Here is a 25648-nt window from a genome sequence, read left to right on the forward strand (position 1 = left end):
TGCTGGTGAGCGCTGTGCACTGGCTTCAATGAGCTAATGTTAGGGCCTGGGTTTCGCCGGTACGGGGCCTTGGGGTTTTGACTGAAAAACACGTCGGGCAGCCCGCCCGCTAAGGATTTTCAAGCATGCCGCGACTGCATCGAGCCGTTGCTCTGGTCGGATTGCTCTTGCTGGGCCAGAGCGCTGCAGCGGAAAAGCTGCGGCTGGTGTTTGATATCTGGCCACCCTTTACGGATGACACGCTGGTCAACGGCGGTCTGGCCACCGACATTGTCAGCACCGCGCTGGCCCGGGCCGGTTATGCCAGCGACTATGAACAAGTGCCGTGGGCACGGGCGCTGCTGGGCGTGGGCGAAGGGCGTTATGACGTGCTGGTCAACGCCTGGTACAACGACGAGCGCACCAAACTCGGCCAGTTCTCCGGTGAGTATCTGCTCAACCGTATCCGCTTTCTCAAACGCAAAGACACGCCGCTCGACTACAACAATCTGCAGCAACTGCACACGTATCCGATTGCGGTGGTGCGTGGTTACGCCTATTCGGCGCCGTTCGACGCCGACACGGCGCTGCAGAAAGTCCCTGTGCATAACTTCGCCATGGCCGTGCGCATGCTCGCGGCGGATCGGGTCAAACTGACGCTGGAAGACGAGTACGTCGCGCGCTATTACCTGGCCCGCGAATCACCGAAAGTGCGCAACGCCTTGGAGTTTCTGCCCAAGCCGTTGAGCGAGAACAGCCTGCATATTCTGGTGAGCCTGAAGAATCCGCAGCATGAGCAGATTGTGGCCGGGTTTGATAAGGCGATTGCGGCGATGAAGGCGGATGGCAGTTATGACAAGTTGTTGAGGCAGCATGGGATGTGAGAATCCAGGAATCGTGGTGCCTGTGCTGACGCCTTCGCGAGCAAGCTCGCTCCCACAGTGGTTAAGGTTGACCACAAAACGGTGGTTCACCAATTAACCTTGTGGGAGCGAGCTTGCTCGCGAAAGGGTCCGCCCGGCCACCTCAAACCTCACTGGTGTCCTTGATCAGGTGCGCCGCCAACGTCCGTAACGGCCCCAGCTGCCGGCAGATCAGCGCCAGTTGCGTCTGCACCAGTCGCTGTCCTTCATCAATCTCGTCCGGCATCTGCTCCAGCTCATTGGCCAGCGCTTCTTCTTCATCGCTTTGAATCGCCACTGGTTGCTTGTTCGCCAATCCCTGGGCGATTTCATCAATGCTGGCGGCCAGCTTCACCCCGGCGCCGTCGATCAGGTGTTCACGCACTTCCGCCGGTAGCTGAGTCTCGCGATGCGCACCCAGCCCTGACAAATAACTGAGCAAGGTGTGCGACAGCACCAGAAAACGGAAGCCAACGTCTGCTTCCTTGCGGAAATGCCCCGGCTCCATCAGCATGTTTGCCAGCGTGGTCGAGAGTGCCGCGTCGGCGTTGTGCGCGTTGCGTCGGGCCAGGCGATAGGCGAGGTCGTCGCTTTTGCCGGCGGCGTATTGCTGCATGATCTGGCGCAGATAGATGCTGTTGCAGGTCAGGGTGTTGGCCAGCACCTTGTTCAGGCGTCGACCCTGCCAGTCCGGGAGGAACAGGAACACCGTCAGGCCGGCGATCAGGCTGCCGAGCAAGGTATCGAACAGCCTCGGCAGGAACAGCCCGTAGCCGTCGCCAACCTGGTTGAAGCAGAACAGCACCATGATGGTGATTGCGGCGGTCGCCAGGGTGTAGCGGGTGGTGCGGTTGATAAAGAACACCACCCCGGCGGCAATCGCGAAGCACGACTGCACCAGCGGGCTGGGGAACAGATCGAACAGTGCCCACGCCACGGTCAGGCCGATGGCGGTGCCGAGAATCCGCTGCCCGAGTTTGCGTCGCGTCGCGCCGTAGTTCGGTTGGCAGACGAACAGCGTGGTGAGGATGATCCAGTAGCCTTGCGACGGGTGAATCAGGTGCACCATGCCGTAGCCGATACTCAACGCCAGTGGCAGGCGCAGGGCGTGGCGGAACAGCAAAGAGGTCGGTGTCAGTTGCGTGCGCAAGCGCACCCACACGTCCCTGAGGTTGCGTGGCGAGCGGTCGAGCAGGCTGCTGTCAGTCGCATCGGCCAGGGCATCCGGGTTGCTCGCATCGCTGAGCAAACGGTCGAGGGTGCCGAGGTTGGCCGCCAGTGCGCGCAGCGAACGCAGCAGGCCGCGCCACGCCGGGTTGCTCTGGATACGCAGGTGTTCAAGGGAGGCGTCGAGGTCGCTCAGGGCTTCGGCGAAGCTGGCATCGTAGATGAACGGCTGGCGCATCTGGATCGACTCGGCCAGGGCCCGGCAGGCTTTGCCCTGCTGGCGCAGCAGGCGCTGGCAGCGGAACAGCACGTCGCTGTGGAAGAACGCTTCGGCCAGCGCGTTGTACGGATAGTGCGAAGAACTGGCGCGTTCGTGGATGTCCTGGGCGAGGAAGTACAGCTTGAGGTAGCGGCTGACTTTCGAACCCGGACGACCATTGCCGACCCGGTGCAGGATGATTTCCTTGGCGCTGTTCAGTGCTGCCACGACGCGACCGTTTTGCTGTGCCAGTTCCAGGCGCCGGGCTTCGACGTCCATCTGCCGGATTGGCTCGAACAGCGATGATTTCAGCTTCAGGTAAAAGCCCAGTTCGCGGAACAGCCGCGCCAGACTTTGCTGCACCGGCTGGTTGGAAAACATCGCCTGCCACAGTACCGAGAGCAAGCCGTACCACGCGGCACCGGCCACCAGCAGCATCGGTTCGTGCCAGAAATCGGTGACCGCGCCGCCGCGCTGATCGACGCCGATCATCGTGTATACGGACAGAATCAACGTCGCCGAAGCAATCGCGCCATAGCGCTCACCGAGGGCGCCGAGCATGGTCAGGCCGAAGCTGGCCAAGGCCAGGGCGATGGCAAATACGACGGGGTAGGGGAAGAGCAATTCCACCGACAGCGCGGCGATGCTGAAACACACCAGCGTCACCGCCAAGGCGTTGAGGCGGCCCTGCCAACTGTCGTCGGTCTCGGCCAGGGCGCTGGCGATGATCCCCAGGAACAACGGGATCAGCAGGCCCATTTCATCCTGATACCAACACAGCGCCATGCTGCCGGTCAGGGCGATGAACACCCGCACGCTGTAGCTGAATTTATCCAGCGCCCACAGGCGCCGCAAAGACTGACGAAACGAGGTCGAGGACATGAAGTGCGAAGGCCTTCCGAGGCGATGCCGCTAAATTGAGCCAGTAATGACGCCGACGCAATGGCGCCGAGCACATCTGACAGCAAAAAGTGTTCCTTTTACATACACCACAAACCACTGTGGGAGCGAGCTTGCTCGCGAAGGCGATGTGTCAGTCACCACAAAGTTGACTGAAAGACCGCATTCGCGAGCAAGCTCGCTCCCACAGGGTTTTGTATTTGGATCAGGCGTACTGCGCGGCAGCGTAGCCAGAGGCCCAGGCCCACTGGAAGTTGAAGCCGCCCAGGTGGCCGGTGACGTCGAGCACTTCGCCGATGAAATACAGGCCAGGGCTTTTCAGTGATTCCATGGTCTTGGACGACACTTCGCGGGTGTCGACGCCGCCCAGCGTGACCTCGGCCGTGCGATAGCCTTCGGTGCCGGCCGGCACGACTTTCCAGCTGCCCAGCTTGTCGGCGATCTGCGCCAGTTCGGCGTGGGTGTACTGTTTCATCGGTTTGGAGACGAACCAGTTGTCCGCCAGCAGGTTGGCCATCTTCTTGGTGAAGATCTCGCCGAGCAGGGTTTTCAGTTCGCTGTTCGGGCGTTCGGCCACTTGCTGTTGCAGCCACGCGGCCGCGTCGTGGTCCGGCAGCAGATTGATCTCCACGGTGTCACCCGGCTCCCAGAACGACGAGATCTGCAGAATCGCCGGGCCGCTGAGGCCACGGTGGGTGAACAGGATGTTCTCGCGAAAGCTCTGGTCGTTGCAGCTGACCAGGCAATCCACCGATGTGCCGGACAGCTCGGTGCACAGTTCCTTGAGCTGATCGGTGATGGTGAACGGCACCAGCCCGGCGCGGGTCGGCAGCAGTTCATGGCCGAACTGTTTGGCCACCTGATAACCGAAACCGGTGGCGCCCAGTGTCGGGATCGACAGTCCGCCGGTGGCGATCACCAGCGACTGGCACTGCAACTGGCCGAGGGTGGTGTCGAGCAGGTAACCGCTCTCGACCTTCTCGATGGTCTGGATCGAGGTGTCCAGGTGCAGCTCGACGCCGACCTGATCGCACTCGTCGAGCAGCATGCCGAGGATGTCGCTGGATTTGTTATCGCAGAACAGCTGGCCGAGTTTTTTCTCGTGGTACGGCACACCGTGCTTGCCGACCATGCCGATGAAATCCCACTGGGTGTAACGCGCCAGTGCGGATTTGCAGAAATGCGGGTTGTGCGAGAGGAAATTGCCCGGTTCGGTGTACATGTTGGTGAAATTGCAGCGGCCACCGCCGGACATCAGGATTTTCTTGCCGGCCTTGTTCGCATGATCGAGCAGCAACACTTCACGCCCACGCCCGGCGGCGGTCAGTGCACACATCAACCCTGCGGCGCCAGCGCCAATGATCACGACTTCGGTAGAGCGCAAAACGGTGTCCTCACACAAATTTCAAAATCACCGGCGGCCCATGTGGGAGCGGGCTTGCCCGCGATGAGGCCTGCACATTCAACATGGATGTTGTCTGTCAGTCCGTCATCGCGGGCAAGCCCGCTCCCACAGGGACCTTCCTCGGATGGAAGATCGTTTACAAAACACGCACGCGCAGCGAACGGCCCTTGATCTTGCCGTTGTTCAAACGCTGCAGCGCCTGCATGACCACGGTGCGCTCAACCGCCACATACGACTGGAAGTCGAAGATCGCGATCTTGCCGACCTGGGCGCCCGGGATGCCGGCGTCGCCGGTCAGCGCGCCGAGGATGTCGCCCGGACGCACTTTGTCTTTACGGCCGCCGGCGATGCACAGGGTGCTCATCGGTGGCTGCAATGGCGCGCCGCCCTGGGACTTGAGGTTGTCCACCTGATCCCAGTTCAGCGGGGCTTTCTGCAGCTGTTCGATGGCTTGCGCGCGATGGGCTTCGGACGGTGCAACGAGGCTGACCGCGATGCCTTTCTCGCCAGCGCGACCGGTACGGCCAACGCGGTGAATGTGGATTTCCGAGTCGCGGGCCAGCTCGACGTTGATCACCATGTCCAGCGCGTCGATGTCCAGGCCACGGGCGGCGACGTCGGTGGCGACCAGAACCGAGGTGCTGCGGTTGGCGAACATCGCCAGCACCTGATCGCGATCACGCTGTTCCAGGTCGCCATGCAGGCCGACGGCGGAAATGCCTTTGGCGGTCAGGTGATCGACGGTTTCCTGCACCTGCTGCTTGGTGAAGCAGAACGCCACGCAGGAGGCCGGGCGGAAGTGGTGCAGGACTTTGGTCACCGCGCTCATGCGTTCTTCCGGAGAAATCTCGTAGAAGCGCTGTTCGATCTGCGTGTCGTCGTGGAACGCTTCGGCTTTCACCGTTTGCGGATCACGCATGAATTTCGACGCCAGTTGCTTGATGCCCACCGGGTACGTGGCGGAGAACAGCAGGGTCTGCCGGCGCGACGGGGTCTGTTCGATGATGTCTTCGATGGCGTCGTAGAAACCCATGTCGAGCATGCGGTCGGCTTCGTCGAGGATCAGCGTGTTCAGGCCGTCGAGCACCAGCGAACCCTTGCGCAGGTGTTGCTGGATACGCCCCGGGGTGCCGACGATGATGTGCGCGCCGTGCTCCAGCGAAGCGATCTGCGGGCCGAACGACACGCCGCCGCACAGGGTCAGGACCTTGATGTTGTCTTCGGCGCGGGCCAGACGTCGGACTTCCTTGGCGACCTGGTCGGCCAGCTCACGGGTCGGGCAGATCACCAGTGCCTGGCAACCGAAGTAACGCGGGTTGATCGGGTTGAGCAGGCCAATGCCGAACGCGGCGGTCTTGCCGCTGCCGGTCTTGGCCTGGGCGATCAGGTCCATCCCCTTGAGGATCACCGGCAAGCTCTGCGCCTGGATCGGCGTCATCTGGGCATAACCGAGGGATTCGAGGTTAGCCAGCATGGCGGCGGACAGCGGCAGAGTATTAAAAGCGGTGGCGATGGTGGTCACGGGACTGGCCTGCAAAACAAAATGTCGCGCAGTGTAGCAGCCCCGTGCCACTTTCTTCGAAAGTTCTGGACGAACAGTGTGCAATGCACATCAAACCCAGTGGCAAGCAGCATTCCTTGTGGCGAGGGGATTTATCCCCGCTGGGGTGCGCAGCAGCCCCGAAAAGGCTGAACTCAATCTGCCTGATGCACTGAGGCGGCAGGTTTTGGGGCTGCTGCGCACCCCAACGGGGATAAATCCCCTCGCCACAAAAGCCCTGCATCACACATCAGTGTTCGATGTGTTCTTCCGGACGCTTGGCCCGCCGGCCGTCTTCTTTCGACAGTTGCGAGAAAATCGTCGCGGCGAGCATCGCCATGATCCCGACGGTGACGAAGGTCAGTTGGAACGCGCCGAGCACGGTTTCCACGCCATCGTTGCCGATCTCTGCCGTAAAGCCACCGAGCAACGCACCGGCGCACGCCACCCCCAGACTCAACGACAATTGCGCCACCACCGACAGCAAACTGTTGCCGCTGCTGGCGCTGGCGTCGTCGAGGTCGATCAGGGTCACGGTGTTCATTGCAGTGAATTGCAGCGAGTTGATCGCGCCAAGCACGGCCAGCAGGCACAGCAGCAGCCAGTACGGCGTCTGCTCGCTGACCAGGCCCATGCTCGCCAGCATGATCCCCAGTGCCAGGGTGTTGCCGGTGAGCACGATGCGGTAGCCGAGGCGTTCGATCAGCGGGCGTGCCATCCACTTGGCAAACATCGCCGCAGCGGCCAGCGGTAACATGCTCATCCCGGCCTGGGACGGCGAATAACCCAGCGCCACTTGCAGCAGCAACGGCACCAGAAACGGCAGGGCACCGCTGCCCAGTCGGGCGAACAGGTTGCCGAGAATGCCAACGGCAAAGGTGCGGGTCTTGAACAGCGACGGGGCGAACAGCGGATTTTCCACGTGCCCGGCGCGCAGCCAGTACGCCGCCAGACAGGCCAGACCGGCGAACAGCAGCAGCATCACCCGCAAGTGCGGCAGGTGCAATTCGCCAAGGCCTTCCATGGCGATGGTGATGAGGATCATCGCCGCGCCGAACAGCAGGAAACCGAGACTATCAAACCGTGTGCGCTCGCTGCCGCGCAGGTCGGGAATGAACTTCCACACCGCGTAACAACCGATGACGCCGACCGGCAGGTTAATCAGGAAGATCCAGTGCCACGTCAGGTACTGCACCATCCAGCCGCCCATGGTCGGGCCGATCAACGGGCCGAGCAGGCCGGGAATGGTGATGAAGCCCATGATCCGCACCAGTTCCGAGCGTGGATAGGCGCGCAGCACCACCAGGCGTCCGACCGGCAGCATCAGCGCGCCGCCCAGGCCCTGAATGACCCGCGCGCCAATCAGCATGCTCAGGCTGCTCGACAGCGCGCAAAGCAGCGAGCCGAAGCTGAATAGCAGAATCGCGCCGAAGAAGATCTTCTTGGTGCCGAAGCGGTCGGCGATCCAGCCTGAGGCCGGTATCAGCAGGGCCACGGTGAGCATGTAGGCGATGATCACGCCTTGCATGCGCAAGGGGTCTTCGGCCAGATCCCGAGCCATGGCCGGCAGGGCGGTGTTGAGGATGGTCCCGTCGAGGGACTGCATGAAGAATGCAATGGCGACGACCCACGGCAACCAGCGTGCGGTGATGGCGTCGAGAGGCGGGCGGTTGGGCATGGAACCTCTTGTGGGTGTTATCCGAAATTTCTGTTCTGACTGAAACCCTGTGGCGAGGGGATTTATCCCCGTTGGGGTGCGCAGCGCCCCTTATATCCCCCACCTCGGTGAATCAGGTGGATCGCAACCCACCTTCTCAGGGCCGCTGCGCGACCCAACGGGGATAAATCCCCTCGCCACAGGGCCTTGTACTCAAGCCCCTGTGTATTGGGGAATAGCGTGTTTACAGGGTTAGGGTCAGGCGGCTCACCAGCGCCCCCGGCAGCAACGCCGACGAAGTATTGCGCTGGCTGTACGTACTCGCCGACAGCAACAACTCACGCTCGGCGGTCAACGCTTCCAGCTGCGAACCCAGCAGGCTGTAGGCGCTGTCGTCGAAACGCATGGTGCTGACCGGCGCCTGGATCTCGCCGTTCTCGACCCAGAAGGTGGCAAACCGGGTCATGCCGGTCAAACGCGCCGCTGGTTGATCGGAGAAGTTCAGGTACCACAGGTTGCTGATGTACAGCCCGGTGCCCAACTGCTTGAGAATCTCTGCCTGCGACAGGTTCCCCGCCGCCATGTTCAGCGCACTCGGTGATTCGCCGCCGCTGGCGCCATTGGCGGTCAGGCCGTATTCCGCCGCACTGCGCGAGCCGACCAGTTGATCGCCCGCCTTGCCGTCGACGATCAGCCGCAAATCACTGCGCGGATAACCCTCGCCGGAAAACGCCGGGCTCAACGATTCGCTGACTTTCTCGTCCAGCGACACCAGCGGACTGAACGTCTGATCGCCGACATACAGTTTTTGCAGCGGACTGCTTTTGCTGGCAATCGACTGCGCCGAGAAACCGCCCCAGCTCAACATGCCCATGATTTCTTCCAGCGCCGCCGGTGCCAGATACGCGCGGTACTGTCCCGGCGCCAGCGTGCGCAACGGGCGGCCGAGAAATGCCAGTTGCTCGCGGGCCTGCTGGAAGCGTCTGGCGAACCCTTCGCTGCTCCAGTCATGCCCGGCGTAGCTGGCCTTCACCGCTTCGCCATTGTCGTGAAACAGGCTGAAATCGAAGTTGAAGCTGTTGGCCTGGTGCCAGCCGAACGCCCCCGACGAACTGGCGAAACCGCGGCTGATGGGACCGGCGGCGTAGAAACCGACCAGATCCAGACCCTCAGCGGCGGTGCAGATTTCCTCGACCACCTGCTCGGTGTCCGGCAGCGGATGTTCCTGCACGTTCTCGCTCTGCCAACCGTTGTGGTTGAGCAACAAGTACGGATCCTGCGGCAGCAACGGCAACGTTTCGCGCAATTGATGCAGGCCCTCGGCGAGGCGTTGCAGGTCGGCTTCCTGATCGCCGGACAGGGTGATTTGCAGATCGGCGTGGCGGCCATCGTTGATCAGCTTCAGGACGATATTGGCCTGCTGCACTTGCCCGGCCTGCCGCACCTTGGCGTGATTGAAACGCACGAATGCCGAGGACTCGGCGGCGAAGCTGAGGGTGAATTGTTCCGGCTCGCGCACGCTGTCGCGCAGCCAATTGACCATGACCTTGAAGGCGTCGGACTGACTCTTCGAAATGCTCATCAGGCGTCTCCCCCAAACACATCAACGTTGCTGAATACGCAGGCCGGCGAAGCGTGGCCGACGCGAATCACCTGGTTCGGTTCACCCTTGCCGCAGTTCGGTGTGCCCAGCACCTTGACGGTGTTGGCATCGCCGACGGCGCGCAGGCTCTTCCAGAAATGCGCGGAAATCGCCCGGTAGTTCGGGTTTTTCACCACGCCTTTGAGTTCGCCGTTTTCGATCAACTGACCCCACTCGCAGCCGAACTGGAATTTGTTGCGCGCATCGTCGATCGACCAGGAGCGGTTGGTGCTCATCAGGATGCCGTGCTCGATGCCTTCGATCAGTTTGTTCAGTGGCTGATCGCCCGGCTCGATATTGAGGTTGGCCATGCGGTCGATCGGTGGCCGGTTCCAGCCACAGGCGCGGCTGTTGGCGACGCCGTCGAGACCGGCGCGAAATTGCGACAGTGCACCGCCCAGAGGACGCAGCAGCAAACCATCGCGAATCAGGAACTGTTTGCTTGCCGCCGTGCCGTCGTCGTCATGGCCGTAGCTGGCGAGTTCTTCGGGAATGCCCGGATCGAAGGTCACGTTAAGTAATTTCGAACCGTATTGCAGGCTGCCGAAGTCGCTGGTTTTGACGAAACTGGTGCCGGCGTAGTTGCGCTCGTCACCGAGGATGCGGTCCAGCTCCAGCGGGTGACCGATGGACTCGTGGATCTGCAGCATCATCTGATCCGGCATCAGCAACAGGTCGCGCGGGCCTTGCGGAGTGTTCGGCGCGAGCAGCAGTTGCAGGGCCTGATCCGCCACTTGCGGGCCGGCGCCGACCAGACCGCAACGGCTGATCACATCGGCGCCACCCTGCTGGCCGAAGTTCTCGCGGCCGAGGCTGCGGGTCTGGCTGTCGTTGCCGTCGTAGGCAGTGACATCGAGGCTCGGGTAGACGAAGCGCTGGGCCTGGCGCAATTCGGCACCGGCGCTGCTCAGGTAGATCTGCTCGACATGGGTAATGCCGATGCTCACTTGCCAGTTCACCAGGCGCTCATCCTTGGGCACCGAGGCGGATTCCGCGCCGAGCAGCTCGAAGCATTCGCTCAGGGACGGGAAGGGTTGTTCGAGATTGGGCGAGAAGTAGTCGGCGCGGTCGCTCGACACCGGCTGATCGCGCAGGTCGAGCAAGGCGTGGGGCTTGAGCCGCCGGGCCTGTTGCTCGGCGCGTTCAAGGGCGGCTTGCAGGCCTTGCTGCGACAGGTCGTTGGTGGCGGCATAGGCCTCGACCCCGTTGACGCGCACGGTGAGCATCGCGCCTTCGTCGCGGCTCAGGCTCGGCGGCTCGGCGACGTTCTTGCGCACCGACAGGTATTGGCCGGACTCGCGTACATACCGCAGGGAAAAGAACTCGGCGCCCGTGCGCAAGGCAGCGAAGCGCTGCTTGAGCTGGGGGTGGAAATCGAACATTCGGGAACCTCCTTGTTATGGAGTTGCGGGGTGCAGCGATTCGGCGGGGAGGGGTGAAACGATTGCGCGAGGTCTAGAGTAGGCCTGCGTGGGGGTAGGATCAAGTGAAGAGGGGGTGTAGGGGGATTTACTGTGCAGCGGGGGGATTTGTGCTGAATGGCCAGGCCTCATCGCTGGCAAGCCAGGCTCCCACAGGTTTTTGGTGAACACAATTTCTGTGAACGACACAAAACCCTGTGGGAGCTGGCTTGCCAGCGATCAGCCTTGACGCGGTATTACGACTTACTGAGCAACAGGCGTGATATCACGCATCGGCTTGCCCTTCACTGGCGCACCGCCCGCAACGTAGTACGGCGCGTTGCTGCGCGGCAGTGGTTTGCGGCCACGGATCTTGTCGGCGATTTTCTCGGCCATCATGATCGTCGGCGCGTTGAGGTTGCCGGTGGTAATGATCGGCATGATCGAGGCATCGACCACACGCAGGCTCTGCATGCCGTGCACGCGACCTTCGCCATCCACGACGGCCATGTCGTCGGTGCCCATCTTGCACGAGCAGGACGGGTGGAACGCGGTTTCGGCGTGCTCGCGGATGAACTTGTCGAGCTGCTCATCGGTTTGCACGTCGATGCCCGGGCTGATTTCGCGACCACGGAAGGCGTCCAGTGCCGGCTGCTGCATGATTTCGCGGGTCAGGCGGATGCCGTCACGGAATTCCTGCCAGTCCTGCTCGGTGGCCATGTAGTTGAACAGGATGCTCGGGTGCTGGCGCGGATCCTTGGATTTGACCTGGATGCGACCGCGGCTCGGCGAACGCATGGAACCCATGTGTGCCTGGAAACCGTGCTCTTTCACACCGTTGCTGCCGTTGTAGTTAATCGCCACCGGCAGGAAGTGGTACTGGATGTTTGGCCATTCGAACTCTTCGCGAGTACGGATGAAACCGCCGGCTTCGAACTGGTTGCTGGCGCCGATGCCGGTGCCGTTGAACAGCCACTCGGCACCGATGGCCGGCTGGTTGTACCAGAGCAGCGACGGGTACAGCGAAACCGGTTGAGTGCAAGCGTATTGCAGGTACAGCTCAAGGTGATCCTGCAGGTTTTCACCGACGCCTGGCAGGTCATGAACGACCGGGATGTCGAGGCTTTCCAGCAGTTTCGCCGGGCCGACGCCGGAACGCTGCAGAATCTGCGGCGAAGCGATGGCACCGGAGCACAGCAGGACTTCCTTGCGTGCTTTGGCTTCAACGCGTTCTTCAGCCGAACCGACCAGGTAACGCACGCCGACCGCACGCTTGCCTTCGAACAGGATCTTGTCGGTCAGGGCGTGGGTGACGATGGTCAGGGTCGAACGCTTCTTGGCGACGTCGAGGTAGCCACGGGCGGTGGAAGCACGACGGCCGTTCGGCGTCACGGTGCGGTCCATCGGGCCGAAGCCTTCCTGCTGGTAGCCGTTCAAGTCTTCGGTGCGCGGGTAACCGGCCTGCACGCCGGCTTCGACCATGGCGTGGAACAGCGGGTTGTTGCCGGCCTTCGGCGTGGTCACGCTGACCGGACCGTCGCCACCGTGGTAGTCGTTCGGGCCGATGTCGCGGGTTTCCGCTTTGCGGAAGTACGGCAGGCAGTCGAGGTACGACCAGTCTTCCAGGCCTGGCAGTTTCGCCCAGCCGTCGTAGTCCATCGCGTTGCCACGGATGTAGCACATGCCGTTGATCAGCGAGGAGCCGCCGAGGCCTTTGCCGCGACCGCATTCCATCCGGCGACCGTCCATGTGTGGCTCTGGATCGGTTTCGTAAGCCCAGTTGTAGCGACGACCCTGCAGCGGAAACGCCAGGGCAGCCGGCATTTGCGTGCGGAAGTCGAAACGATAGTCCGGGCCGCCGGCTTCGAGCAGCAGAACGGTGACGCCTGCGTCTTCAGTCAGACGGGTCGCCAGGGTGTTACCGGCCGAGCCGGCACCGATGATGATGTAGTCGAATTCTTGGGACATTGAATGCACCCTCTTTGATGTTGGTCAGGTGTACTGTGACCGCGCACCTGTGGCGAGGGGATTTATCCCCGTTCGGCTGCGCAGCAGTCGCAGAGTCAGCGACTGGGTTCTGTCTGGAGAATTGCAGTGTCTGGAGGGGGGCTGCTTTGCAGCCCAGCGGGGATGAATCCCCTCGCCACAAGGGCCCCATCCAGATTCTGCGTCAGATCAGAACACCGAGACGTAATCGCCCAGCTCGACCTGTACCGATTTGATGCGTGTGTAGTTGGTCAGCGAGCTGATGCCGTTTTCACGGCCCACGCCCGACTGCTTGTAACCGCCCACCGGCATTTTCGCGTCGGACTCGCCCCAGGCGTTGATCCAGCAGATACCGGCTTCCAGCTGATGAATCACGCGGTGCGCGCGGTTCAGGTCTTTGGTCACAATACCGGCGGCCAGGCCGAAGTCGGTGTCGTTGGCGCGGCGGATCACTTCTTCTTCGGTCTCGTAGGAGAGGATCGCCATCACCGGGCCAAAGATTTCTTCACGGACGATGGTCATCTCATCGGTGCAATCGGTGAACACGGTCGGTGCAACGAAAGCGCCTTTGGCGAACTCGCCGTCGGTCAGACGCTCGCCGCCGCACAGGACGCGGGCACCTTCTTCTTTACCCTTGGCGATGTAACCCAGCACGCTTTCCATGTGGGCGAAGCTGACCAGCGGGCCGAAGTTGGTGTTTTCGTCTTCCGGGTTGCCGATGCGGATGCGCGCTACGCGCTCGACGATCTTGGCTTCGAAAGCGGCTTTCAGGTGGCTCGGTACGAACACGCGAGTGCCGTTGGTGCAGACCTGACCGGAGCTGTAGAAGTTGGCCATCATTGCGGTGTCGGCGGCGCGATCCAGGTCGGCGTCGTCGCAGATGATCAACGGCGATTTGCCGCCCAGTTCCATGGTCACGTCTTTCAGCGACGAAGCCGAAGCGCTGGCCATGACTTTCTTGCCGGTGTCGGTGCCGCCGGTGAAGGAGACTTTCTCGATGCGCGGGTGCTCGGTCAGCCAGGTGCCGACTTCACGGCCGCTGCCGGTCAGCACGTTGAACACGCCATTGGGCAGGCCGGCTTCGGTGTAGATTTCGGCCAGTTTCAGGGTGGTCAGCGAGGTGACTTCGCTTGGCTTGAAGATCATCGCGTTACCGGCCGCCAGGGCTGGTGCGGATTTCCACAGAGCGATCTGGATCGGGTAGTTCCACGCGCCGATACCGGCGACCACGCCCAGCGGTTCGCGACGGGTGTAGACGAAGGAAGTGTCACGCAGCGGGATCTGCTCGCCTTCGATCGCTGGCACCAGGCCTGCGTAGTATTCCAGCACGTCGGCGCCGGTGACGATGTCGACGTATTTGGTTTCGGAGAAGGCTTTACCGGTGTCCAGGGTTTCCAGCGCGGCCAGTTCATCGTTGCGCTCGCGCAGGATGTCGACGGCGCGACGCAGGATGCGCGAACGCTCCATGGCGGTCATCGCTGCCCAGATTTTCTGGCCCTTTTCCGCGCTGACCACGGCACGCTCGACGTCTTCCTTGGTCGCACGTTGCACGTTGGCGAGGACTTCACCGTTCGCCGGGTTGATGGCTTCGAAGGTGGCATCGCTGCCAGCGTCGGAGTACGCGCCATCAATGTAGAGTTTTTGCAGTTCGAAACGGGCCATAGTGTCCTCGCAAGTGCATGAGTGGTTGGCGTTGGTCACCGGGTGAGCCATGTAGCTGTGGCATCGCTGGTCGGTAACAGTTCAGGGGCTGAGCGTTTTCTGTGTGCTCTAGCTCACCTTCTTGGCCAATTGGAAATCCATGTATTCGTAAGCGATCTGTTGCGCCTGCGCCGTGTCGAAAGCGTCTCCCGACAAAGCGCCGCGCAACCACAAACCGTCAATCAACGCTGCCAGTCCTCGCGCTGCGCTGCGCGCATCTTCGAGCGGCAACACACGGCGGAACTCGCAGCACAGGTTGGAATACAGACGGTGATCGTTGATCCGCTGCAACCTGTGCAAAGACGGCTGGTGCATGCTGGTGGCCCAGAAGGCCAGCCAGGTTTTCATTGCCGGGCCATTGACCTGGCTGGCGTCGAAGTTGCCTTCGATGATCACCTGCAGATGCGCCCGTGGGCTGCTGTCTGCCAGCGCCTGACGGCGTGCGGTGACGTTCTCGCTGAGGACATTCATCAGATACCGCATCGTGGCGGCAATCAGGCCATTCTTGTCCTGAAAGTAGTGACTGATGATGCCGTTCGAGACACCGGCCAAACGGGCGATCAGCGCAATGCTGGCGTCCCCCATCCCGACCTGATCGACCGCCTGCAACGTGGCTTCGATCAGTTGTTGGCGGCGGATGGGTTGCATACCGACCTTGGGCATCTTGCACATCTCCTTAGGCCTTCCGGCGGACGAAAAACGGCTACCGGATTGAGGGCCAGTCTATTTTGTTTTGATTGAACGTTCAATCAACAAAGAATAAGATCTGCGACAAATCGTCGCGATTTACATATTTTTCCTACGTGTAGATGGCGATAAACCGACATCCGAAAATGCTTGAAACCTGCGTGGGGCATGGCGCGGTTCGCGATTCGATGGACGTGTTGAAAGGGCAAGACGCTCAGGGCCAGGTTTCGGATGAACGTCCAGACCTCGGCCACGAAAGCGATTCGCAGCGCCATTTCGGCAGGTTCGGGCTGTTTTCGGGGTGTCTTTATATCACCCGCCGGTCGGCTGCCAACTAACCGATTGGTCGGGTTCCGTGTTGCCTTGTGTTCTTCTCTCGCACTGCCTGGAGCATTTGTGCCATGAGTTCTGCCTCGCTTATAAAGACCCCGCCCGAGAAGGTGACGGTCAACGGTTGGGTGTTCTACACCTCTACCGCGCTGATTCTGTTGTTGACCGCCATTCTGATCATCGCCCCGCAAGAGGCCGGCAGATTGTTGGGTATCGCTCAGGCCTGGTTGTCGCGCAGCTTCGGCTGGTACTACATGGTGGTGATCGCCGCCTACCTGGTGTTTGTGGTGGGCCTGGCGTTTTCTTCCTACGGCAAACTCAAACTGGGCAGCAAGGACGACACCCCGGATTTCAGTTACGGCGCCTGGGCGGGGATGCTGTTCTCGTCGGGTATCGGTATTTCGCTGCTGTACTTCGGCGCGTCCGAGCCGCTGGACCACTACTTCAATCCGCCGGAAGGCGCAGCGGCCACCAACATGGCCGCGCGTCAGGCGGTGCAATTGACGTTCCTGCACTGGGGCCTGCACGGCTGGGCGATCTACGCGCTGGTCGGTCTGGCCGTGGCGTACTTCGCTTACCGTCATAACCAGCCGTTGGCACTGCGTTCGGCGTTGTATCCGCTGGTGGGCGAGCGTTGGGTCAAAGGCGCGGCCGGTCACGCGGTGGACGGCTTCGGCATGTTCGTGACCCTGCTGGGTCTGGTGACCAACCTGGGGATCGGTTCACTGCAAGTGTCTTCCGGCCTGGAAAACCTGTTCGGCATGGAACACAGCAATACCAACCTGCTGATCGTGATCATCGTGATGAGCACCGTGGCGACCATCGCTGCGGTGTCGGGTGTGGAAAACGGCATCCGTCGTCTGTCCAACCTGAATATTGTGCTGTTCAGCGGTCTGCTGATTTTCGTGCTGTTGTTTGGCCCGACTTTGCACCTGCTCAACGGCTTCGTACAGAACATCGGCGATTACCTCAACGGCGTGGTGCTGAAGACTTTCGACCTGTACGTCTATGAAGGCGACAGCGCCAAGTCCGACCGCTGGTTGGGCCTGTGGACTCTGTTCTACTGGGCGTGGTGGATTTCCTGGGCACCATTCGTTGGCATGTTCATCGCGCGTATCTCCCGTGGCCGTACCGTGCGTGAACTGGTGGCCGGCGTGCTGCTGATTCCGCTGGGCTTCACCTTGGCCTGGCTGTCGATCTTCGGTAACTCGGCACTGGATCTGGTGATGAACCAGGGGGCGGTGGAGCTTGGCAAGACGGCGCTGGAACAGCCGTCGATGGCGATTTATCAATTGCTGGAACACTACCCGGCGTCGAAAGTCGTCATCGGTGTGTCGATCTTTGTCGGTTTCGTGCTGTTCCTGACCCCGGCCGACTCCGGCGCGGTGATGATGGCGAATCTGTCCTGCAAGGGCGGCAACGTCGACGAAGATGCGCCGCACTGGCTGCGGATCTTCTGGTCGGTGGTGATCACGCTGGTGACCATCGGTCTGCTGTTCGCCGGTAACTTCGAAGCCATGCAAACCATGGTGGTGCTGGCCGGTCTGCCGTTCTCGGTGGTGCTGGTGTTCTTCATGTTCGGCCTGCACAAGGCGATGCGCCAGGACGTGCAGATCGAACAGGAGCAGGCGCAACTGGCTGAGCGCGGTCGTCGTGGTTTCAGCGAGCGTCTGACGCAGCTGGATCTGCAGCCGAGCCAATCGGTGGTGCAACGCTTCATGGACAAGCAGGTCAGCCCGGCGCTGGAAGACGCGGCCGCTCAAATGCGTGTTCAGGGGCTGGAAGTGCAGACACTGCTGGGCAAATCCAAGCGCTGCATGGGCGTGCGTGTCGAGATGGAAGAGGGCAACCCTTTCGTCTACGAAGTGAGCCTGGACGGCTACCTCGCGACCCCGACCGAATCGGCTCAGTCCGATGAGGCGCGTCAGCGTTACTACCGCGCCGAGGTGTATCTGCACAACGGCAGCCAGGATTACGACCTGATGGGCTTCACGCAGGATCAGATCACACGCGATGTGCTTGATCAGTTTGAAAGCCATCGGCAGCTTCTTGGGCGGGTGTACAGCTAAGGTCAAAAGCTGACCCTCACCCCAACCCTCTCCCGAAGGGAGAGGGAGCTGACCGAGGTGTCTTGCGCTAAACGCCGACTTGAAAGATCGAGTCGATTCTGGATTGGCTGCAGCAGATCGGGGGCTTTTCAAGACCTGGGTTCGACTCGATTTCTCAGGTCGATGTAGCTTAGGTGTATCTGCACAACGGCAGCCAGGATTACGACCTGATGGGCTTCACGCAGGATCAGATCACACGCGATGTGCTTGATCAGTTTGAAAGCCATCGGCAGCTTCTTGGCCGGGTGTACAGCTAAGGTCAAAAGCTGACCCTCACCCCAACCCTCTCCCGAAGGGAGAGGGAGCTGACCGAGGTGTCTTGCGCTAAACGCCGACTTGAAAGATCGAGTCGATTCTGGATTGGCTGCAGCAGATCGGGGGCTTTTCAAGACCTGGGTTCGACTCGATTTCTCAGGTCGATGTAGCTTAGGTGTATCTGCACAACGGCAGCCAGGACTACGACCTGATGGGCTTCACGCAGGATCAGATCACACGCGATGTGCTTGATCAGTTTGAAAGCCATCGGCAGCTTCTTGGCCGGGTGTATAGCTAAAGCCAAAAGCCCCCCCTCACCCCAGCCCTCTCCCCAAGGGAGAGGGGGAAAGGGAGCAGATCGGGGGCTTTTCAAAGCCTGAGTTCGACTCGAAATTTCAATGCCAGTCAAAAGCCCCTCACCCCAACCCTCCCGAAACGTCGGACCGCCCGTAGGGTGAGGGAGCTGACCGAGGTGTCTGGCGTTGTACATCGACCTGAAAGATCGAGTCGATTATGGATTCGGTGAAGCAAGATCAGGTCGGTGTAGATCTGCAGCATCCCCCGGTCGGTCCCCTCTCCCTTTGGGAGAGGGCTAGGGTGAGGGGCTTTTCCCTGACCCAATAAAAAAGGGATCGCTCACCGCGATCCCTTTTTTTATCCCTGCCTTAACCGAGGTTCTTGCCCAGCAACGCGTGATACAACTCACTGTCGCCCAAGATCCCCACCACATGGTTGTTGTCGTGCAGCACCAGTTTGTTGCCGGTCTGGTAGCGAATCTGCAGCGCGTCACGCATACCGATGTTCGAATCCACCAATGTCGGCTTGCGCTCCAGAGCCTCCACGGCTTGGCCCGGTGCCCAGTTCTGCAGGTTCAGCACCGAACCGTTTTGCCGCGCGCCTTTGATGGTGTTGCCTTCGGCCAGGTCCAGCCACGAATCGCCGCCCGGATCGAGGCACACTGAGCCGTTGATGCGTTTGCAGTTGTCCAGCGTGCGCATCAGGCTGCGGCCGCAGAGCACGTTGAGCGGGTTGGTGTGGGCAACGAAGGTGCGCACGTAGTCGTCCGCCGGGTTCAGCACGATCTCTTCCGGCACGCTGTACTGGATGATCCGGCCGTCTTTCATGATCGCGATGCGGCTACCGAGTTTCAGCGCTTCATCAAGGTCATGGCTCACGAACACGATGGTCTTGCTCAGCTTGCGTTGCAGTTCCAGCAGTTCATCCTGCAGACCCTGACGGATCAGCGGGTCGAGTGCCGAGAACGGTTCGTCCATCAGCAGGATATCGGCGTCCATCGCCAGTGCCCGGGCCAGGCCTACACGCTGCTGCATACCGCCGGAGAGTTCGTCAGGCTTCTTGTTGCGCCATTGGGTCAGGCCAACCAGTTCGAGCTTTTCATCGACGAGCTTCTTGCGTTCCTTCTCCGGGCGACCCTGCATTTCCAGTCCGAAACTGATGTTCTCGCGCACCGTCAGCCACGGCATCAGGGCGAACTTCTGGAACACCATGGCGATGCGTTTGGTGCGCATCATTTTCAGCTCGGCCGGGGTGCAGGAGGCGATGTCGATCTGGCGGTTTTCATGCTCGACGAACAGCTTGCCGCGGCTCACGGTGTTGAGGCCGTTGATGCAGCGCAGCAGGCTCGATTTGCCGGAGCCGGACAGGCCCATCAGCACGCAGATCTCGCCCTTGTTGATGTCCAGCGTGGCTTTTTCCACACCGACAATCTGTCCGGTCTTTTTCAGGATCTCGTTGCGGGTCATGCCCTGATCCAGCAGCTTGAGTGCCTCGCGTGGATCCTTGGAGAAGATTACGTCGACGTCTTCGAAGCGAATTATGCTCATGCGTCACCCCCTACTTTGGCGTCGGGTTGTTTGCAGATACGGTCGAGCATGATCGCCAGCAGTACGATCGCCAGGCCCGCTTCGAAGCCCAGGGCGATATCAGCAGTGTTCAGTGCGTTGACCACCGGTTTGCCGAGTCCGTCGGCGCCCACCAGTGCCGCGATCACCACCATCGACAGCGACAGCATGATGCACTGGGTGATGCCGGCCGCGATGCTCGGCATGGCGTGAGGCAGTTCGATCCGTGAAAGCAATTGGCGACGCGAGCAGCCGAAGGCCTTGCCGGCGTCCATCAGTTCTTGCGGGACATCGCGGATGCCCAGGTAGGTCAGGCGGATCGGCGCAGCGATGGCGAACACCACTGTGGAGATCAGGCCCGGCACCACACCCAGCCCGAAGAGGGTCAGGGTAGGAATGAGGTAAACGAAGGTCGGTACGGTCTGCATCAGATCGAGTACCGGACGCATCAACGTGTAGAACATCGGTTTGTGCGCGGCGACGATGCCCAACGGCACGCCGATGACCACGCAGACCAGGGTCGCGAACATGACCTGGGCGAGGGTTTCCATGGTTTCCTGCCAGTACCCCAGGTTGAGGATCAGCAGGAACGAGGCGATTACAAAAGCAGTCAGTCCCCATTTGCGCTGGATGAAATGCGCGAGCAATGCAATGAGGCCGATCAAGACGAAGGGATTGAACCAGGTCAGCGCAAACGTCACGCCGTGGATCATCGTTTCCAGGGTCACGGCGATTGCGTCGAAGGTGTTGGCGCCGTGTTGCGTCAACCATTCAACGAAGCCCGCGATGTACTGGCCTAAAGGGATTTTCTGATCAATCAGCATGGTAGTGAACGTCCGCATGCAAGGAAATAAACAGCCCGGACGGCTTACGCCGTCCGGCATAAGCGATTACTGCAGTTTGGCTTTCACGGCCTCCAGGCCAGGTTTACCGTCAATGGTGGTCACGCCAGCGAGCCAGGTATCGAGCACCTGTGGATTCTTCTTCAGCCAGGCCTTGGCAGCCGCGTCAGGCTTCATCTTGTCGTCGAGGATGTTGCCCATCAGTTCACTTTCCATGTCGACGGTGAACTCCAGGTTCTTCAGCAACTGGCCGACGTTGCTGCATTCCTCGGCGTAGCCCTTGCGGGTGTTGGTTGCCACGGTCGCTGCACCGAAATCGGGGCCGAAGAAATCGTCGCCACCGGTCAGGTATTGAATCTTGAAGCGCTTGTTCATCGGGTGCGGTGCCCAGCCGAGGAAGACCACGGCGGTGTCGCGTTTCTGCGCCCGGTCGACCTGCGAGAGCATCCCCGCTTCGGACGATTCCACGACCTTGAAGCCGGCGTCCTTCAGGCCGAAGGCGTTCTTGTCGATCATGCTCTGGATCAGACGGTTGCCGTCGTTGCCTGGCTCAATGCCGTAAATCTTGCCGTCGAGTTCTTTCTTGAATTTGGCGATGTCGGCGAAGTCGTGCAGACCCTTGTCATACAGCGCCTGAGGAACGGCGAGGGTGTACTTGGCGCCCTTCAGGTTGGTGCGCACGGTTTCCACGGTGCCGGCATCGCGGTAGGCCTTGATGTCGTTTTCCATGGTCGGCATCCAGTTACCCAGGAACACGTCCATGTTCTTGCCGTCGGCCAGCGACTTGTAGGTCACGGGCACGGAGATCATGGTGGTCTTGGTCTTGTAGCCGAGGGCGTTGAGCACGACGCTGGTGGTCGCGGTAGTCGCGGTGATGTCGGTCCAGCCGACATCGGAGAAGTTAACGGTACTGCACTGCGCCGGTTCTGCGGCTTGAGCCAGTAACGGCAGACTCAGCATGGCGGCCAACAACAACGACGGGGAACCTTTCATGGATGGACTCCTTGGTGTTTTTTTTGGCAGTGTTCCGACTGGACCACCGCACTTATAGGTTGCGGTTGGATGGCGTTCTGGAGACAGCTCTACCACGGCGCCTTGCAATCGAGTCATAACGATCATGTACCAGTGAAAATCTGACGCCTACAGGGTGGGTCGTATCCAGTACAGGGATGGTCGCATCCAGTGTCAGTGACGTCGTTTACAGCTTTTTTCAGCCCCGTTTGGCCATCTGAACCGCATAAAAACGGCGAAAACCGGGGACGAAAGCGGCACGGCGTTGGTGGGCATGAGTGCGTCGGTGTCAGACGCCGTGCGCCCCGACAAAAGCCTGATGATGCGGGCATTCCGGCGGATCGCAGCTTGAGCGTAGCAGCTCCGCCAGCGGGCGCTTCAAGCCCGGGAACGGCATCCTCAGGAGCTCTGCAGCAATGGCTATCAGCGTTTTCGACCTGTTCAAAATCGGCATCGGCCCGTCCAGTTCCCACACCGTCGGGCCGATGCGCGCCGCGGCGTTGTTCGTCGAGTCGCTCAGGGACAAACACCTGCTGGAACAGGTGCGTCGTATAGAAGTGCAACTGTTCGGTTCGCTGTCGGCCACCGGTATCGGGCATGGCAGCGACAACGCGGTGATCATGGGCCTGATGGGCGAGTGGCCGGACGCAATCGACCCGTCGCAGATCGGCCCGCGCATCCAGGCCCTGCGTGAAACCCATACCCTGTTATTGGATGGGCGCTTGTCGGTGCCGTTTGTCTGGGCGCGCGACATGCGCCTGATCGACGAGAATCTGCCGTTCCACCCCAACGCGATGACCCTGATTGCCGAAGGCGATCACGGGGATATTCATCGCGACACCTACTATTCGGTCGGTGGCGGTTTTGTGGTGGATCAGGCGCAGGCCTCCAGCGGTGTGGTCGATCTGGATCGCACTGAATTACCGTATGACTTTTCCAGCGCGGTCGAGCTGCTGGAACTGTGCAAACAGAACAACCTGCGCGTCGCTGAACTGATGATGGCCAACGAAAAGGTCTGGCGCAGCGAAGAGGAAATTCGCGCCGGGCTGATGAAACTGTGGCGGGCGATGCAGGATTGCGTCGAGCAGGGCCTCAAGCACGAAGGCATCCTCCCCGGTGGTCTGAATGTGCGCCGGCGCGCGGCGAAGTTGCATCGCAGCCTGCAGGAATTGAACAAGCCCAACGTGATCGGCTCGACCCTCAGCGCCATGGAATGGGTCAACCTGTTTGCCCTCGCGGTCAATGAAGAGAACGCGGCCGGTGGGCGCATGGTCACCGCACCGACCAATGGTGCAGCGGGGATCATCCCGGCGGTGTTGCACTACTTTATGAAGTTCAGTGAAGCGGTGACTGACGCCAACGTCGTCGACTACTTTCTGGGTGCCGCGGCGGTGGGCATTCTGTGCAAGAAGAACGCCTCGATCTCCGGTGCCGAAGTCGGCTGCCAGGGCGAGGTCGGTTCGGCCTGCGCAATGGCGGCGGCGGGGCTGGCGGAGATTTTGGGCGCGACGCCGGAGCAACTGTGCAACGCGGCGGAGATTGGCCTGGAGCATAACCTCGGGCTGACCTGCGATCCGGTCGGCGGGCTGGTGCAGGTGCCGTGCATCGAGCGCAATGCGATTGCGGCGGTGAAGGCAATCAACGCGGCGCAGATGGCGCTGCGTGGGGACGGTCAGCACTTTATCTCGCTGGACCGGGTGATCCGCACCATGCGTGATACCGGTGCCGACATGCATGACAAATATAAAGAGACGTCGCGTGGTGGGCTGGCGGTCAGCGCGGTTGAGTGCTAAGTCAGCGCCACCGAGGTGAATTCTTCGCGAGCAAGCTCGCTCCCACAGGAGAACGCATTCCAAATGTGGGAGCAAGCTCGCTCCCACAGGTGAACGCATTCCAAATGTGGGAGCGAGCTTGCTCGCGAAGGCGTCAGACCAGTCAAAACTGCTCGCTAACGGAACACACATAACCGCAGGCGCCACCTTTTAGCGCGTCGCAATCAGATAAGAGTCTTTCCCAGCCACAGTGCGCCTTTTGCACCACGTACCGTCCGTCACCCGTGCCTGCGGTGACACTCACCGTAAACTGCGCGCAGGCCCGTTCCCACAAGTGCTACCGATTTGCTCACACGCCTCGGGGCAGGGCGCTCAGCGACACTAATGGCACTTCGAAACACCTTTCGTCGGACGTCTTGAATAGACGCGTCGCGACGTCGTTTTCAGGAGTTATTGAACAGCCATTCAATTTTAGGCATGGCAATTGCTCTGTCATAACAAAGCCCGTCTCCCACGCGAGAACGCTGGCAATAACAAGAGCCTCCGCCTGAGGCCATCACCCGCTTTGTGTGAGGAGATACCGCGATGACGTCGTTCAACTCCGGGGCTCAACCCCAGAACCGTGCGCCTCAATCCATCGGCTTTCTGCTGCTGGACAATTTCACGCTGATTTCCCTGGCCTCTGCGGTAGAGCCGCTACGCATGGCCAACCAATTGTCCGGTCGCGAGCTGTATCGTTGGAGCACCCTCACCGTCGATGGTGGTCAGGTGTGGGCCAGTGACGGTCTGCAAATCACCCCCGATGCCTCCATGCACAAAGCGCCACCGCTGGACACCGTGATTGTCTGCGGCGGGATCGGCATTCAACGCACCGTGACCCGTGAGCATGTGTCGTGGTTGCAAAGCCAGGCGCGCCAGTCCAAGCGTCTTGGCGCGGTGTGCACCGGCAGTTGGGCTCTGGCCTGCGCCGGCCTGCTCGACGGTTTTGATTGCAGCGTGCACTGGGAATGTCTGGCGGCGATGCAGGAAGCTTTCCCGCGCGTGGCGATGAGCACTCGCTTGTTCACCCTCGACCGTAACCGCTTCACCAGCTCTGGCGGTACTGCGCCACTGGACATGATGTTGCACCTGATCAGCCGCGATCACGGCCGTGAGCTGTCCGCCGCGATCTCGGAAATGTTTGTCTACGAACGCATCCGCAACGAACAGGATCACCAGCGTGTGCCGCTCAAGCACATGCTCGGCACCAACCAGCCGAAGCTGCAGGAAATCGTCGCGCTGATGGAAGCCAATCTGGAAGAGCCGATCGACCTCGACGAACTGGCGGTGTATGTCGCGGTGTCGCGTCGGCAGCTGGAGCGCCTGTTCCAGAAATACCTGCACTGCTCGCCGTCGCGCTACTACCTCAAGCTGCGCCTGATCCGCGCGCGGCAGTTGCTCAAGCAGACGCCGATGTCGATCATCGAAGTGGCTTCGGTGTGTGGTTTCGTTTCGACGCCGCACTTCTCCAAGTGCTACCGCGAATACTTCGGCATTCCGCCGCGTGACGAACGCGTAGGCTCCAACACCACCCAGCAAGTGGCGATGATGCCGCTGCCGCAGGCGATCGTGATGTCGCCGCTGTCGGGGCCGATGTCGGCGTTGAGTCAGGCGCGTAATGAGTCGACATTTGCCAGTGTGAGGCTGTAGACCGGGTCGCCCTTATCGCTGGCAAGCCAGCTCCCACAGGTTCTTTGGTGATACAGATATCTTGATCACACCGAACAGCCCTGTGGGAGCTGGCTTGCCAGCGATGGCGGCCTGTCAGGCGCTATGGCTTTGCTGGTAATCCGCCAATGCCGGCAACAACTGCTTGTCGATTGCCTGGCGCACCGCAGGCTGGATACTGGCGCCGCTGGTGTACATGTCCTTGACCATCTTGCGCAGTTCAAAGGCGCGAACGTTATCCAGACCACGCACCGCGCACTCGCAAGCCTGCTCGGCGGTAGTGCCACTGGGTACTTGAATACCCAACGCCTTGAGCTGGCCCAGCAAATCTTCCTGATCGATCAAATCGGCATACATCATGACGCGCATCCTTCTTCGGTAACGGAGGTCGTGGCTCGATTCTGGTAGCCATGCCGGAGCACGGCAAGGGCGATTTGTCGCAGTGGCTGCGACGGCTATGAACAGGTCGTTTTCGGCTAACTCAGTGCCAAGGGGAGTGGGCACACTGGCGCAAGCTCGCTACAGACGGTTTGGTC

At 60.9% G+C, this 25648-nt stretch carries 17 protein-coding genes and 2 pseudogenes; 6 read left to right on the top strand and 13 right to left on the bottom strand.

The window, feature by feature from the left end:
- Positions 1-125 precede the first annotated feature (125 nt).
- Positions 126-863, top strand: a complete 738-nt coding sequence (locus K5Y35_RS09675) for a substrate-binding periplasmic protein (protein ID WP_128616480.1) — start codon at positions 126-128, stop codon at positions 861-863.
- A 142-nt stretch (positions 864-1005) separates the two neighbouring features.
- On the opposite strand, the gene yccS is transcribed toward K5Y35_RS09675, so the two are convergent.
- The 9 genes from yccS to betI form a co-directional block, all read right to left on the bottom strand.
- A complete protein-coding gene (gene yccS, locus K5Y35_RS09680; protein WP_222834139.1) occupies positions 1006-3189 on the bottom strand; it encodes a YccS family putative transporter in 2184 nt (727 codons plus the stop codon).
- Between the two features lie 223 nt (positions 3190-3412).
- Complete coding sequence (locus tag K5Y35_RS09685; protein ID WP_186748750.1) at positions 3413-4591, bottom strand: NAD(P)/FAD-dependent oxidoreductase; 1179 nt, start codon at positions 4589-4591, stop codon at positions 3413-3415.
- Positions 4592-4748: 157 nt separating this feature from the next.
- Complete coding sequence (dbpA, locus tag K5Y35_RS09690; RefSeq protein ID WP_230679399.1) at positions 4749-6086, bottom strand: ATP-dependent RNA helicase DbpA; 1338 nt, start codon at positions 6084-6086, stop codon at positions 4749-4751.
- 316 nt (positions 6087-6402) lie between these two features.
- A complete protein-coding gene (mdtD, locus tag K5Y35_RS09695) occupies positions 6403-7830 on the bottom strand; it encodes a multidrug transporter subunit MdtD (protein WP_123469443.1) in 1428 nt (475 codons plus the stop codon).
- A 223-nt stretch (positions 7831-8053) separates the two neighbouring features.
- Complete coding sequence (locus tag K5Y35_RS09700; protein WP_123469441.1) at positions 8054-9391, bottom strand: TldD/PmbA family protein; 1338 nt, start codon at positions 9389-9391, stop codon at positions 8054-8056.
- Positions 9391-10833, bottom strand: a complete 1443-nt coding sequence (locus K5Y35_RS09705; RefSeq protein ID WP_123469439.1) for a TldD/PmbA family protein — start codon at positions 10831-10833, stop codon at positions 9391-9393. The genes K5Y35_RS09700 and K5Y35_RS09705 overlap by 1 nt, the downstream gene beginning before the upstream one ends.
- A gap of 282 nt (positions 10834-11115) precedes the next feature.
- Positions 11116-12819: a choline dehydrogenase gene (gene betA, locus K5Y35_RS09710; protein WP_222834140.1), complete on the bottom strand. Its 1704-nt coding sequence runs from the start codon at positions 12817-12819 to the stop codon at positions 11116-11118.
- 207 nt (positions 12820-13026) lie between these two features.
- The gene (gene betB, locus K5Y35_RS09715) at positions 13027-14499 is read right to left on the bottom strand and encodes a betaine-aldehyde dehydrogenase (protein ID WP_123469433.1); all 1473 of its coding nucleotides are present in this window, start codon (positions 14497-14499) and stop codon (positions 13027-13029) included.
- Positions 14500-14607: 108 nt separating this feature from the next.
- Positions 14608-15201, bottom strand: coding sequence for a transcriptional regulator BetI (betI, locus tag K5Y35_RS09720; RefSeq protein ID WP_077574838.1), 594 nt, complete (start codon positions 15199-15201; stop codon positions 14608-14610).
- Positions 15202-15683: 482 nt separating this feature from the next.
- On the opposite strand from betI, the gene K5Y35_RS09725 reads away from it, so the two are divergent.
- The 3 genes and pseudogenes from K5Y35_RS09725 to K5Y35_RS28145 form a co-directional block, all read left to right on the top strand.
- Positions 15684-17624: a BCCT family transporter gene (locus tag K5Y35_RS09725; RefSeq protein ID WP_261991827.1), complete on the top strand. Its 1941-nt coding sequence runs from the start codon at positions 15684-15686 to the stop codon at positions 17622-17624.
- Between the two features lie 173 nt (positions 17625-17797).
- Positions 17798-17920: pseudogene (locus tag K5Y35_RS28140) on the top strand (hypothetical protein); the annotation flags it as partial.
- A gap of 173 nt (positions 17921-18093) precedes the next feature.
- Positions 18094-18216 (top strand): annotated as a pseudogene (locus K5Y35_RS28145) (hypothetical protein); the annotation flags it as partial.
- 367 nt (positions 18217-18583) lie between these two features.
- On the opposite strand, the gene choV reads toward K5Y35_RS28145, so the two are convergent.
- The 3 genes from choV to K5Y35_RS09740 form a co-directional block, all read right to left on the bottom strand.
- Positions 18584-19762, bottom strand: a complete 1179-nt coding sequence (gene choV, locus K5Y35_RS09730; protein WP_123469427.1) for a choline ABC transporter ATP-binding protein — start codon at positions 19760-19762, stop codon at positions 18584-18586.
- Positions 19759-20604: a choline ABC transporter permease subunit gene (choW, locus tag K5Y35_RS09735; RefSeq protein WP_123469425.1), complete on the bottom strand. Its 846-nt coding sequence runs from the start codon at positions 20602-20604 to the stop codon at positions 19759-19761. The genes choV and choW overlap by 4 nt, the downstream gene beginning before the upstream one ends.
- 66 nt (positions 20605-20670) lie before the next feature.
- Positions 20671-21615, bottom strand: a complete 945-nt coding sequence (locus K5Y35_RS09740) for a choline ABC transporter substrate-binding protein (RefSeq protein WP_123469423.1) — start codon at positions 21613-21615, stop codon at positions 20671-20673.
- A gap of 434 nt (positions 21616-22049) precedes the next feature.
- On the opposite strand from K5Y35_RS09740, the gene K5Y35_RS09745 reads away from it, so the two are divergent.
- Together K5Y35_RS09745 and K5Y35_RS09750 are read left to right on the top strand one after the other, a co-directional pair.
- A complete protein-coding gene (locus K5Y35_RS09745) occupies positions 22050-23426 on the top strand; it encodes an L-serine ammonia-lyase (RefSeq protein WP_222834141.1) in 1377 nt (458 codons plus the stop codon).
- Positions 23427-23990: 564 nt separating this feature from the next.
- Positions 23991-25094: a GlxA family transcriptional regulator gene (locus tag K5Y35_RS09750; RefSeq protein ID WP_064589578.1), complete on the top strand. Its 1104-nt coding sequence runs from the start codon at positions 23991-23993 to the stop codon at positions 25092-25094.
- A gap of 114 nt (positions 25095-25208) precedes the next feature.
- Here K5Y35_RS09750 and K5Y35_RS09755 read toward each other — a convergent pair whose 3' ends face one another.
- Complete coding sequence (locus tag K5Y35_RS09755; RefSeq protein ID WP_008083190.1) at positions 25209-25472, bottom strand: hypothetical protein; 264 nt, start codon at positions 25470-25472, stop codon at positions 25209-25211.
- Between the last annotated feature and the right edge of the window lie 176 nt (positions 25473-25648).

The sequence above is a fragment of the Pseudomonas sp. SC3(2021) genome (genome assembly GCF_019856535.1).
In the GTDB taxonomy this organism is placed as follows: domain Bacteria; phylum Pseudomonadota; class Gammaproteobacteria; order Pseudomonadales; family Pseudomonadaceae; genus Aquipseudomonas; species Aquipseudomonas monsensis.

Bases quoted from the DNA above. Each gene is read 5' to 3' on its own strand.
- dbpA (WP_230679399.1), bottom strand. From the start codon at position 6,086: ATGCTGGCTAACCTCGAATCCCTCGGTTATGCCCAGATGACGCCGATC.
- K5Y35_RS09745 (WP_222834141.1), top strand. From the start codon at position 22,050: ATGGCTATCAGCGTTTTCGACCTGTTCAAAATCGGCATCGGCCCGTCC.
- choW (WP_123469425.1), bottom strand. From the start codon at position 20,604: ATGCTGATTGATCAGAAAATCCCTTTAGGCCAGTACATCGCGGGCTTC.
- K5Y35_RS09750 (WP_064589578.1), top strand. From the start codon at position 23,991: ATGACGTCGTTCAACTCCGGGGCTCAACCCCAGAACCGTGCGCCTCAA.
- K5Y35_RS09700 (WP_123469441.1), bottom strand. From the start codon at position 9,391: ATGAGCATTTCGAAGAGTCAGTCCGACGCCTTCAAGGTCATGGTCAAT.
- K5Y35_RS09675 (WP_128616480.1), top strand. From the start codon at position 126: ATGCCGCGACTGCATCGAGCCGTTGCTCTGGTCGGATTGCTCTTGCTG.
- mdtD (WP_123469443.1), bottom strand. From the start codon at position 7,830: ATGCCCAACCGCCCGCCTCTCGACGCCATCACCGCACGCTGGTTGCCG.
- K5Y35_RS09740 (WP_123469423.1), bottom strand. From the start codon at position 21,615: ATGAAAGGTTCCCCGTCGTTGTTGTTGGCCGCCATGCTGAGTCTGCCG.
- betB (WP_123469433.1), bottom strand. From the start codon at position 14,499: ATGGCCCGTTTCGAACTGCAAAAACTCTACATTGATGGCGCGTACTCC.
- betA (WP_222834140.1), bottom strand. From the start codon at position 12,819: ATGTCCCAAGAATTCGACTACATCATCATCGGTGCCGGCTCGGCCGGT.
- K5Y35_RS09705 (WP_123469439.1), bottom strand. From the start codon at position 10,833: ATGTTCGATTTCCACCCCCAGCTCAAGCAGCGCTTCGCTGCCTTGCGC.
- K5Y35_RS09755 (WP_008083190.1), bottom strand. From the start codon at position 25,472: ATGATGTATGCCGATTTGATCGATCAGGAAGATTTGCTGGGCCAGCTC.
- yccS (WP_222834139.1), bottom strand. From the start codon at position 3,189: ATGTCCTCGACCTCGTTTCGTCAGTCTTTGCGGCGCCTGTGGGCGCTG.
- betI (WP_077574838.1), bottom strand. From the start codon at position 15,201: ATGCCCAAGGTCGGTATGCAACCCATCCGCCGCCAACAACTGATCGAA.
- choV (WP_123469427.1), bottom strand. From the start codon at position 19,762: ATGAGCATAATTCGCTTCGAAGACGTCGACGTAATCTTCTCCAAGGAT.